The sequence below is a fragment of the Knoellia sp. p5-6-4 genome, assembly GCF_029222705.1.
Classification (GTDB): domain Bacteria; phylum Actinomycetota; class Actinomycetes; order Actinomycetales; family Dermatophilaceae; genus Pedococcus_A.
In genome coordinates this window covers 756,331-767,255 of record NZ_JARGZF010000001.1, presented here as the reverse complement: position 1 = coordinate 767,255, position 10,925 = coordinate 756,331, and the positions used below count along the sequence as shown (strand labels likewise).

The 10,925-nt window shown below is 72.5% G+C and carries 10 protein-coding genes; 7 read left to right on the top strand and 3 right to left on the bottom strand.

From position 1 onward, the window contains the following. Window positions 1-29: 29 nt before the first annotated feature. Window positions 30-725, bottom strand: a complete 696-nt coding sequence (gene nucS, locus P2F65_RS03635; protein ID WP_275804266.1) for an endonuclease NucS — start codon at window positions 723-725, stop codon at window positions 30-32. 82 nt (window positions 726-807) lie between these two features. Here nucS and P2F65_RS03630 point away from each other — a divergent pair, with 82 nt between their 5' ends. From P2F65_RS03630 to P2F65_RS03605, 6 genes are all read left to right on the top strand, one after another. Then, on the top strand, window positions 808-1,245 hold the full coding sequence (locus P2F65_RS03630) for a hypothetical protein (protein WP_275804264.1): 438 nt from the start codon (window positions 808-810) through the stop codon (window positions 1,243-1,245). A gap of 103 nt (window positions 1,246-1,348) precedes the next feature. Further along, window positions 1,349-3,127, top strand: a complete 1,779-nt coding sequence (locus P2F65_RS03625) for a 3-hydroxybutyryl-CoA dehydrogenase (RefSeq protein WP_275804262.1) — start codon at window positions 1,349-1,351, stop codon at window positions 3,125-3,127. Window positions 3,128-3,203: 76 nt separating this feature from the next. After that, complete coding sequence (locus tag P2F65_RS03620) at window positions 3,204-3,503, top strand: hypothetical protein (RefSeq protein ID WP_275804260.1); 300 nt, start codon at window positions 3,204-3,206, stop codon at window positions 3,501-3,503. Next, window positions 3,500-4,303, top strand: a complete 804-nt coding sequence (locus P2F65_RS03615) for an alpha/beta fold hydrolase (RefSeq protein ID WP_275804258.1) — start codon at window positions 3,500-3,502, stop codon at window positions 4,301-4,303. Before P2F65_RS03620 ends, P2F65_RS03615 begins: the two co-directional genes overlap by 4 nt. 198 nt (window positions 4,304-4,501) lie before the next feature. Beyond that, on the top strand, window positions 4,502-5,431 hold the full coding sequence (locus P2F65_RS03610) for an ATP-binding cassette domain-containing protein (protein WP_275804256.1): 930 nt from the start codon (window positions 4,502-4,504) through the stop codon (window positions 5,429-5,431). After that, window positions 5,428-6,591, top strand: a complete 1,164-nt coding sequence (locus tag P2F65_RS03605) for an ABC transporter permease (RefSeq protein ID WP_275804254.1) — start codon at window positions 5,428-5,430, stop codon at window positions 6,589-6,591. The genes P2F65_RS03610 and P2F65_RS03605 overlap by 4 nt, the downstream gene beginning before the upstream one ends. A 55-nt stretch (window positions 6,592-6,646) precedes the next feature. Here P2F65_RS03605 and P2F65_RS03600 read toward each other — a convergent pair whose 3' ends face one another. Then, a complete protein-coding gene (locus tag P2F65_RS03600) occupies window positions 6,647-8,014 on the bottom strand; it encodes an AI-2E family transporter (protein ID WP_275804253.1) in 1,368 nt (455 codons plus the stop codon). Between the two features lie 61 nt (window positions 8,015-8,075). After that, the gene (gene ccrA / locus P2F65_RS03595) at window positions 8,076-9,413 is read right to left on the bottom strand and encodes a crotonyl-CoA carboxylase/reductase (protein ID WP_275804251.1); all 1,338 of its coding nucleotides are present in this window, start codon (window positions 9,411-9,413) and stop codon (window positions 8,076-8,078) included. A gap of 258 nt (window positions 9,414-9,671) precedes the next feature. Between ccrA and P2F65_RS03590 the strand changes: the two genes are divergently transcribed. Next, entirely contained in the window at window positions 9,672-10,919 is a 1,248-nt protein-coding gene (locus P2F65_RS03590) for a glycoside hydrolase family 15 (RefSeq protein ID WP_275804249.1), read from the top strand. The last annotated feature ends 6 nt before the right edge of the window (window positions 10,920-10,925 follow it).

The window sequence follows — 10,925 nt, the reverse complement described above, 5'->3', positions numbered from 1 at the left end:
AGAGGAGTCCGGCAGGGGAGAGGGTCCCGCTAGAAGAGGCGGGTCGTGGTGTCGTCGATGCCGCGCAGCGCGTCGTAGTCGAGCGTGACGCAGCGGATGCCGCGGTCCTGGGCGAGGGTGCGCGCCTGGGGCTTGATCTCCTGGGCGGCGAAGACGCCGGTCACGGGGGCGAGGTGCGGGTCGCGGTTCATCAGCTCGAGGTAGCGGGTCAGCTGCTCGACGCCGTCGATGTCGCCGCGCCGCTTGATCTCGACGGCCACCGACCCGCCGAGGTGGTCCTTGCACAGGATGTCGACCGGGCCGATGGCCGTCATGTACTCGCGGCGCACCAGCGTGTAGCCGTCGCCGAGGGTGTGGATGTGCTCGGCCAGCAGCTTCTGCAGGTGGGCCTCGACGCCGTCCTTGATCAGGCCGGGGTCGACGCCGAGCTCATGGGAGGTGTCGTGCAGCACCTCGTGGATGAGCACGCGCAGCCGGTCCTCCGACTTGGCGTGCTGCACCTGCCACACCAGGGAGACACCGTCGGTCACCTCGTGGTCCTCGGGGGAGAGCTCGGCCATGGCACACGGCGGCGACATCCAGTTCAGCGGCTTGTAGGAGCCGCCGTCGCTGTGCACCAGCACCGAGCCGTCGGCCTTGACCAGCAGCAAACGGGTCGCCAGGGGGAGGTGGGCGCTCAGCCGCCCGTCGTAGTCGACGCTGCACTTCGCAATCACCAGACGCACAGTCCGACACCCTAACCCGGGCCGGTCGCCCCGTTGCACGCCCGGCCGTGGGCAGCGCAGACTCGAGGTAGAGGTGAGTTCGATGGTGAACCTGCTGGCCTACCTCGCCCTGTGCGGGGTGATCGTCGCGACGTTCGGCGCGGCGTGGTCGGTGCTGGAGTGGTTCGCCACCGGACGGCCGCCCCGCTCGGTGCGGTGGGTGGCCGACCGGGTCCGTCCCCGCCTGCCCCACCGCCTCCGCAGGCGCCGCCGTGAGCCCGAGCCGCTGCCGCCGGTGCTGCTCGGCCTTGAGCTTCGCCGGCTGGGCGCGGAGGTCCAGCGGATCGACAGCAGCGACCTCCCCGCCAAGGCCATGCGGCTGCGCGCGGCCACCGCGGCCTACGACTACGTGCTGCTCGAGGCCTGCCGCAGCCTCGAGGTCCCGCTGCCCGGCACGGCGAGCCCGATCGGCACGCCGCTGACCCAGGACCAGCGCCTGGCCGCCGAGACCTCGCTGGTGGGGGCCGGCTTCACCTGGTGACCGCGCCGGGTCGGCGCCTGCCGCAGCGCTCGCCACCCGGGGTGGGGAGGGTCACGCCGAGGGGGTCTCCCCGCGGCATACCGCCTCTGACACACTCGCGCCTATGGCTCGTGACTTCAGCAGCGTCGGTGTGGTCGGACTCGGCACGATGGGTGCCGGCATCGTGGAGGTGTTCGCCCGCAACGGCATCGACGTCGTGGCCGTCGACGTCGACGACGCCGCGGTCGAGCGGGGCCGCGCCCACCTGCAGCACTCCACCGACCGCGCGGTCAGCCGCGGCAAGCTGACCGCCGAGGACCAGGCGGCGCTGCACGGGCGGGTCACCTTCACCGCCGACCTCGGCGACCTCGAGGACTGCCAGCTCGTGGTCGAGGCGGTGCCCGAGCACCTCGACCTCAAGAAGGAGATCTTCGCCAAGGTCGACGGCATCGTGGCGCCCGACGCGGTGCTGGCCACCAACACCTCGAGCCTGCCGGTCACCGAGATCGCGGTCGCCACGAGCAACCCCAAGCGGGTCGTGGGCATGCACTTCTTCAACCCCGCGCCCGTGCTGCAGTTCGTCGAGGTCGTGCGAACCGTCGTCACCGAGGACGAGGTGTTCGAGGACGTCAAGGCCCTGGCCCAGCGCCTCGGCAAGCAGCCGGTGGTCGTCGGCGACAAGGCCGGCTTCATCGCCAACGCCCTGCTCTTCGGCTACCTCAACCACGCCGTCTCGATGTTCGAGTCCCGCTACGCCAGCCGCGAGGACATCGACGCGGCCATGCGCCTCGGCTGCGGCTACCCGATGGGCCCGCTGGCGCTGATGGACCTCATCGGCCTCGACACCGCCTACGAGATCCTCGACACGATGTACAAGCAGGGCCGCGACCGCCTGCACGCCCCGAGCCCGATCATCAAGCAGATGGTCAGCGCCGGGCTCAAGGGCCGCAAGAGCGGCCGGGGCTTCTACACCTACGCCGAGGCCGACTCCTCGCAGGTCGCCGCCGACCACCTGACGCCGCGCCCCGAAGGCGAGGCGGGAGTCGAGAAGCGTCCGGTCAGCCGCGTGGGCGTGGTCGGGTCCGGCACCATGGCCACCGGCATCGTGGAGGTCTTCGCCAAGGCCGGCTACGACGTCGTCTTCGTGGCCCGCTCCGACTCCAAGGTCGAGGCCGTGCGCGCCGCCCTGGCCAAGAGCCTCGAGAAGGCGGTGCAGCGGGGCAAGCTCACGGAGGAGGCCCGCGACGAGGCGCTCGGCCACGTCACAGGCACGACGAGCCTCGACGACCTGCGTGAGGTCGACATCGTGGTCGAGGCCGTCGTGGAGGACCTAGGCGTCAAGCGGGCCCTCTTCGAGAACCTCGACGAGATCTGCAAGCCGGGCGCCATCCTCGCCACGACGACCTCCTCGCTGCCGGTCGTCGAGTGCGCCGCGGTGACCAGGCGCCCGCAGGACGTCGTCGGCATGCACTTCTTCAACCCGGCCCAGGTCATGAAGCTCGTCGAGGTGGTCTCCACCGTCTCGACCGCCCCCGACGTGGTCGCCACCGTGCAGGACCTGTGTGCGAAGGTCGGCAAGCACGCCGTCACCTGCGGCGACCGCTCCGGCTTCATCGTCAACGCCCTGTTGTTCCCGTACCTCAACGACGCGGTGAAGATGCTCGAGGCCAACTACGCCAGCGCCGACGACATCGACACCGCGATGAAGACCGGCTGTGGCCTGCCGATGGGCCCGTTCGAGCTGCTCGACGTCGTCGGCCTCGACGTGGCGCTCGCGATCCAGCGCCAGCTCTACCTCGAGTTCCGCGAGCCGGGCTTCGCGCCGGCGCCGCTGCTCGAGCACCTCGTCACGGCCGGCTACCTCGGCCGCAAGACGGGGCGCGGCTTCCGCACCTACGCCTGAGCCAGCCCGCTCACCGAGGGCTGTGCCGCGTGGTCCCGGCCACGCGGCATACCCGCCCGTTTGGGAGGATGGGGGCGTGCCCCGCGCCAACCGCCGCCGCCGCGACGACGCTCCGCTGAACGTCGACCGCGCGCTCGGCGGGCTCACGCAGCGGGAGTCGTACGCCGGCGGCGAGTGGTTCGTGCGCCGCGTCACCGGGGCGGGCGCCAGCCGCGCCTACCTGTGCCCCGGCTGCCAGCACACCATCGCGCTCGGCACGCCGCACGTCGTGGTGTGGCCGGCCGACGGCGTGGGCGGTCTCGACGACCGCCGCCACTGGCACTCACCGTGCTGGTCCGCCCGGGGCCGGCGCCACACCCAGGGGTCGATCCGATGAGCCTGCACACCAAGGACCTCGGCGAGCACGGGTCGCGAGTCGTCTTCTGCCACGGGCTGTTCGGGCAGGGGCGCAACTGGACCCAGATCGGCAAGCAGCTCGCCGGCGAGCACCGGGTGACCCTGGTCGACATGCCGCACCACGGGAGGTCGTCCTGGCCGGAGGAGTTCGACTACGTCGACGTCGCCGACCGGATCGCCCGGCTGCTCGACGGCGACGACCCGGTCAGCCTGGTCGGGCACTCCATGGGTGGCAAGGCCGCCATGACCCTGGCGCTGCGGCACCCGCACCTCGTCGCGCGGCTGTGCGTCGTGGACGTCTCGCCGGTCGACTACGGCGGGCACGCAGGGGAGTTCCGGGGCTACATCGACGCGATGCAGCGCATGGACCTGCCCGCCGTCACGACCCGTGCCGAGGCCGACGAGGCGCTCGCAGACGCCGTGCCCAACGCGACGGTGCGCGCCTTCCTGCTGCAGAACCTGCGCCGCGACGGTGACGGCTGGCGCTGGCAGGCCAACCTCGACGTGCTCGGCCGCGACCTGCCGGTGCTCGGTGGCTGGCCCGCCGAGCAGCTCGCCGGCACCCCCCAGTACGAGGGGCCGGTGCTCTGGGTGGCCGGGGAGACGTCGGCCTACGTCACCGACGAGTACGCCGACGTCATGCAGGGGTACTTCCCGCGGGTGCGGCGCGTCACCATCAAGGGCGCCGGCCACTGGGTGCACTCCGAGCAGCCGGAGACCTTCCTCGAGGTGCTGCGCCGCTTCGTCGACGCCGAGGACCGCACGAGCGTCTCGGACTAGCGCCGGCACACGCGCCACCGGATTGCGTCGAGAACGACGCCCTCGAAAGGTTCGCCCAACCTCTACATCGAGGGCGAAGGTTCGGCGCCGGGCTGAAGGTTGGGCGAACCTTCCGCCGGACCCGTGGCGCCCATCCCCGACACCGGCCGAGACCTTCGACCCTGTCGGCGGCGCCCGCCCTCGGGGGATGGTGGCGAGGTGGCAGCGGGCCTGCGGGTCGAGCGGGTCGTGCACGCCTTCGGGGAACGCGTGGCCCTCGACGGTGTCTCCTGCGCGGTGCCTCCCGGGCGGCTGACGGGCCTGCTCGGGCCGAACGGCGCCGGGAAGACGACGCTGATGCGCATCCTGCTCGGTGTGCTGACACCCGACGGGGGAGAGGTGTGGCTCGACGGCCAGCGGCTGGAGGACGTGCACGACCGGCGGGCGTGGGGCTACATGCCCCAGGAGCGCGGCCTCTATCCGGCGATGGCTGCCGGCCCCCAGGTGGTGCACTTCGGCCGGCTGCACGGCCTGTCGCGTGCCGAGGCCACCCGACGGGCGCACGGTCTCCTCGACGAGCTCGAGCTCGGCGAGCGGTGGGACGAGCGCACCGACCGGTTGTCCGGCGGCATGCAGCAGCGGCTGCAGCTGGCCGCGGCGCTGGTGCACGCGCCGGAGGTCATCGTGCTCGACGAGCCGTTCGCCGGCCTCGACCCGGTGGCCGTGGAGGGCCTGTCCGTCATGCTGCGGCAGCGGGCCGCCGACGGGTGCCTGGTGCTCTTCTCGAGCCACCAGCTCGACCTCGTGCAGGACCTCTGCGAGGACATCGTGATGGTCGACCACGGCAGGACGGTGCTGGCGGGCGCGGTGTCCGAGCTGCGGGCCGCCTCCGGGCAGCGCCGGCTCCGCCTCCACGTCGAGACGCGCGACCGGGGGTGGCTGGCCGGCCTCGACGGGGTGCAGGTGGTCAGCGACCACGCCGACGACCTCCGGCTGACGGTGCCGCGCGGCACGGACCCGCTGGCCGTCCTCGATGCGGCCCGTTCGGCTGGTCGCGTGCTCGACTTCGGCCTCGAGCTGCCCACCCTCTCCGAGCTGTTCCTCGCGGCCGTCGCATCCGAGCCGGTGCTCGAGGAGGTCGGCCCATGAGCTGGTGGCGGGGCACGGGGCTGGTCGCGCGGCGCAGCCTGCTGGAGACGCTGCGCTCGCGCACGTTCCGCATCGTCACCGCTGTGCTGCTGGTGGCGTCGGTGGCGGCGGTCGTGGTGCCGCAGCTGGTGCTCGACCAGCCCACGACCTACACGCTGGCCACTGTGGGCGACGCCCCGACGGAGCTCCGCGCCGCCCTGGCCTCCGCCGCCACCAGTGGGGACTTCACCGTCGAGTACGCCCCCCGTGGCGACGCGTCGGCCGTGCGTGAGGCGGTGCGTGAGGGCGAGGCCACGGCCGGGCTTGCCGGAGACACCCTCTGGACCGAGCCCGGCGCCGACCACACGTTCCCGGTGGTGGTGGCCCAGACCGTCGTCACGGTCGAGACCGTCGCGCGGCTGCGCGCAGCAGGCCTGACCCCGGAGGAGATCGCGCAGGTCGGCGCGGTCCAGCCCCCACGGCAGGTGACCGTCGGGCGCGTCGACAGCGAGGAGCGGGCCGCCGTCGGCTTCGGCGTGGGGATCGCCCTCTACCTCGCGCTGACCTTCGCCGGCAGCGCCATCTCCACCGCGGTCGCGGTGGAGAAGTCGACCCGCGTCTCGGAGGTGCTGCTGGCGGTGCTGCGCCCCAGCCAGATCCTTGTCGGCACCGTGGCAGCGGTCGGCACGGCCATCCTGGCGCAGCTGCTGGTGCTGGGTGCGCCCCTGGCGGTCGCGGTGCGCCTCGGCGAGGTCGGCCTGCCGCCCGTGGCCAGCAGCGACCTCGCCCTGGGCGTGGTGTGGTTCGCCCTCGGGTTCGCGCTCTACGCCTTCCTGTTCGCCGCGTCGGCAGCGCTGGTCGACAAGGTCACCGACGCCAGCGCCGCGGTCGCCCCGGTCACGACGGTGCTCGTCCTCGGCTACCTCCTGAGCGTGATCGTCGTGATGGGCGACCCGTCCAGCGCGTGGGGCACCGCGATCTCGATGTTCCCGCTCAGCGCTCCGATGGCGATGCCGATCCGGTGGTCCGGCGGCGAGGTGCCGGTCTGGCAGCTGGTGACCGCGATGGCGCTCACCGCGGCCACGGCGGTGCTCCTCGTGTATGCCGGGTCGGCGGTCTACCGGCGCGCGCTCGTGATCACCGGCCACCGGGTGCGCTGGCGCGAGCTCCTCGGCCGCTAGCCCCAGCGAGGCCGCCCGCACCACGAGGTGAGTCCGCGTTCACGGACGCGAGGCCTCAGTGCCTCCGCTGGCGGGGGAGCAGCACCTCTTCGTAGAGCAGCAGCAGGCCGGCGGCGATCGGGATGGCGAGCAGGGCGCCGAGCACGCCGAGCAGGGTGCCCCCGGCGAGCGCGGCGACGACCGTGACGGCGCCCGGCACCGAGACGGTGCGCTGCATGATGCGCGGCACCACGAGGTAGTTCTCGACCTGCTGGTAGACGATGTAGTAGACGAGGGCGATGATCGCCTTGCGCGGCTCGTCGAAGAGGGCGACCGTGCACACCAGGGCGGCGCCGAGGGTGGCACCCACCATGGGCACGAGCCCCAGGATGCCGACGAGCACCGCCAGCACCGCGGCATACGGGATGCCGACGATCGACATCATGACCCAGCTCAGGATCGCGTTGATCGTCGCCACCGCGACCTGGCCGATGGCGTAGGAGCCGGCGCGCCGCATGATCTCCTCCGATAGGGAGACCACGCGCGGGCGGCGTGAGGCGGGGACCATCTCGAAGGACGCGCGCTTGATCTTCGGCAGGTTCCCCAGGAAGAACAGCGTCAGGATCATGACGGTGAAGAACTGGAACACCCCGGTGACCACGGCCCGGCCCGCGCCGAGCACACCGCCGAAGACCTGGCTGAGGAACGCGCTGTCGGTGACGCGCTTGTTGAACTCCTCCGAGATCTTGTCGACGACCTGGTAGTCGCGGTCGACCTGGCGCACGACCCGGCTGTCGAGCACGCTGTCGACGTAGCCCGGGGCGTCCTGGACGAGCTGGGTTCCCTGCTCGACCACCGGGGGCACGACGAGCAGCCCGATCAGGGTGAAGACCACCAGCACCCCGGCGAACACGATGCTCACGGCGGCGGGACGCTTGATCTCGCGCCGGGTCAGGGACGTGACGATCGGGTCGAGGGCCAGGGTCAGGAAGAAGGCGACGACGATGAGCGTGATCACCGCGCTGAGGCGGCCGATGAGGTGCCACAGGCCGAGGGCGATGATGACGCCGAACGCGCCCACGAAGCCGACGTAGAACGGCGACTGCCGGTTCAGCGGGCGCCCGGCCTGGCCGAAGCGCCGGCCCGGTGCCTCGCCCTCCCCGGCGTGGTGGTCACCCTCCGCGCCGGTCGCGGCTTCGCCGCCTGCCGAAGCTCCCGAAGCGGCGGCACCGGCGGCGCCGGCGACACCAGCGGCCTGGGGGCTCCCTGGGGTGGGGGCCGGGGTTGTCGCGCCCTCGACGGGGGGCAGCACGGTGGAGAGCAGGTCGCGCTGCAGGCGCACGTCCTCCTCGCCGACCTGCCCGGGCGCGATGCCCCGGGGGCGGTTGCTCTCCCGGAGTGCCTCGCGCTGCCTGCGCCGGAACTCCCTCCACCGATCCCACATATGACGGACCTCCCGCGGCGAGCCTAGTGCCAGGGGAGGTCCGTCACGGGGTGGGACCCGCTCAGGCGTTTCGGAACCGGTTGATCGCGCTCAGGTGGGTCTGCCGCTTGGCCTCGTTGGTGACGCCGAGCCCGGCCTCGGGCGCCAGCGTGAGCACGCCGACCTTGCCCTGGTGCAGGTTCTTGTGGACGTCGAACGCCGCCTGCCCGACCTCCGCCATCGCGTAGGTCTTGCTCAGCGTCGGGTGGATCAGGCCGCGGTTGATGAGGTCGTTGGCCTCCCACGCCTCGCGGTAGTTGGCGAAGTGCGAGCCGATGACCCGCTTGAGGCTCATCCACAGGTAGCGGTTGTCGTACTCGTGCATGTAGCCGCTCGTCGAGGCGCAGGTGACGATGGTGCCGCCCTTGCGCGCGACGTAGACCGAGGCGCCGAAGGTCTCCCGCCCCGGGTGCTCGAAGACGATGTCGACGTCCTTGCCGCCGGTCAGCTCGCGGATGCGGGCGCCGAACCGCTTCCACTCCTTGGGGTCCTGGGTGGTCTCGTCCTTCCAGAACCGGTAGCCCTCGGCGTTGCGGTCGATGACCAGCTCGGCGCCCATCTTCCGGCAGATCTCCGCCTTGTCGGGCGAGGAGACCACGCAGACCGGGGTCGCGCCGCCGGCCAGCGCCATCTGGGTGGCGTAGGAACCGAGGCCGCCGGAGGCGCCCCAGATGAGCACCGTGTCGCCGAGCTTCATGCCTGCGCCGTTGCGCGAGACGAGCTGGCGGTATGCCGTGCTGTTCACCAGCCCGGGGGAGGCGGCCTCCTCCCACGTCAGGTGGTCGGGCTTGGGCATCAGCTGGTTGGTCTTGACGATGGCCAGCTCGGCCAGACCGCCGAAGTTGGTCTCGAAGCCCCAGATCCGCTGCTCGGGGTCGAGCATCGTGTCGTTGTGGCCGTCGGCGCTCTCGAGCTCGACGGAGAGGCAGTGCGCGACGACCTCTTGGCCCGGCTTCCACTTGTGCACCCCTGGCCCGGTGCGCAGCACGACGCCGGCGAGGTCGGAGCCGACGACGTGGTACGGCAGGTCGTGCCGCTTGGCGTACTCGGAGGTGCGGCCGTAGCGCTCGAGGAAGCCGAACGTCGAGACCGGCTCGAAGATCGAGGTCCAGACGGTGTTGTAGTTGATGGCGCTGGCCATCACGGCGACCAGCGCCTCGCCCGGGGCGAGCTCGGGCAGCGGCACCTCGTCGACGTGCAGTGACTTGCGGGGGTCCTTGTCGCGGCTGGCCATGCCCTCGAACATGCCGACCTCGTCCTTGTGCACCGTCACGGCACGGTAGGTCTCGGGAACGGCCAGGCCGGCATACGTCTCACGGGCGCGGTCGCCCGAGAGGATGGCGTCGCGGATCTCCTGCATCGTGGGGAACTCCTCGGCGTAGATGGAGAGGGGGACACTGGGGCTGCGCCGAACCTAGTGCGGGCCCTGCGGCCCGTGACCGGGAGTGAGACGGCGGTCACGCGGTGACCTGTCTCACCCGACGCAGCTCCGTCGCCGAGATGGGGCCCAGCCACAGTCCGGCACGGCGTGTCGTGGGGTTGCGCCCCATTTCGGCGGTTCGGGCTCGACCGCGCCCGGCTTCCACCCATAATCGGGGACCCGGGCACGAGGTGTCCGGTGAATCGACTCCAGGGGTTGGCGGTGCGGCGAGCGGTCAGGGCAGCAGGTGCCGTGGTGGCGGCCGCGGCCGTTCTCGGCACCGGATCGCTGGCCTTCGGCCCCGCAGAGCTCGCCGTCGACCCGGTGCTCATCACGCCCTCGACGTGGCAGGCCGACACCACCACCCGGGCGGGTGCCGCGTCAGCCGCCGCCACCGACGAGTGGCTGGCCGCCGGCAGGGTGCCGGGTGCCGGCACCCGGTGGGAGGACATGTCGCGCACCGCATTGGCCGACCTGCGCGAGCTGGTGCGCCCGGGCGGCGCGGTGCTGGCCGGCGCCGCCGACCGCTGGGAGTACGTCTGGCCCCGTGACAGCGCCTTCGTCGCCGTGGCCCTCGCGGAGACCGGGCACCCGGCGGAGGCGACGCGGGTCCTCGGCTTCCTCGACCGGCTGCCGCTCGACGCGGTGAAGGGGTACGAGGCCCGCTACCACCTCGATGGCTCGGGCCCACCGGACGGCCGCGAACGACAGCTCGACGGCTGCGGCTGGGTGCTGTGGGCGCTCGAGCGCGTGCACCGCGCCGGCGAGGGTGCGGTCGCCGACTCCTTCGCCGGCCTGCAGGACCGCTGCACGAACCACCTGCTCGCGGTCACCGGGCAGGGCCGCCGGCTGCCCCCCGACTCACCCGACTACTGGGAGGTGAGCGAGTGGCGCACCACGCTCGGCACCGCGGCGCCGGTGCTCGCCGGGCTCACCCACAGCGCCGAGCTGTATGCCGTGCGCGGCCTCGCGCAGCGGGCCGAGGGGGTGCGCGAGGCCGCCGCCCGCCTCGAGCGCCAGGTGCACCGCCGGTTCGGCGCCGACTACGAGCGGTACGGCGGCAGCGGGGGGCTCGACGCCGCCGTCGCGATGCTGATGCCGCCGTTCACGCCCGAGCGGGCGCCGGTCGTCGCGGCCTGGGAGCGCTACCAGGTGGACGCCCTGCGCGAGGCGGGCGGGCTCGCGCCCGGCACCTCGTGGAAGCAGGACGGCGTCTCGTGGACCCCGGAGACGGCCCTGGTCGCCTACACGGCGGCCGCGTCCGGGAGGCGGGGCACGTCCGCCTACTGGCTCGACTGGCTCGACGAGCACCGCACGCCGTGGGGGAGCCTGCCGGAGAAGGTGACGGCCCGCGGGAAGCCGGCCGGCCCGGGGCCGCTCGCCTGGACGGCGGCGCTGGTCGTGCTGACACTGGCCGAGCTGGAGGACGCGCCGCCGTCGACCTGAGCTCGC

Excerpts from the sequence above, each read along its gene's own strand:
- P2F65_RS03615 (WP_275804258.1), top strand. The coding sequence starts at position 3,500 with ATGAGCCTGCACACCAAGGACCTCGGCGAGCACGGGTCGCGAGTCGTC.
- ccrA (WP_275804251.1), bottom strand. The coding sequence starts at position 9,413 with ATGCAGGAGATCCGCGACGCCATCCTCTCGGGCGACCGCGCCCGTGAG.
- P2F65_RS03605 (WP_275804254.1), top strand. The coding sequence starts at position 5,428 with ATGAGCTGGTGGCGGGGCACGGGGCTGGTCGCGCGGCGCAGCCTGCTG.
- P2F65_RS03625 (WP_275804262.1), top strand. The coding sequence starts at position 1,349 with ATGGCTCGTGACTTCAGCAGCGTCGGTGTGGTCGGACTCGGCACGATG.
- P2F65_RS03600 (WP_275804253.1), bottom strand. The coding sequence starts at position 8,014 with ATGTGGGATCGGTGGAGGGAGTTCCGGCGCAGGCAGCGCGAGGCACTC.
- P2F65_RS03630 (WP_275804264.1), top strand. The coding sequence starts at position 808 with ATGGTGAACCTGCTGGCCTACCTCGCCCTGTGCGGGGTGATCGTCGCG.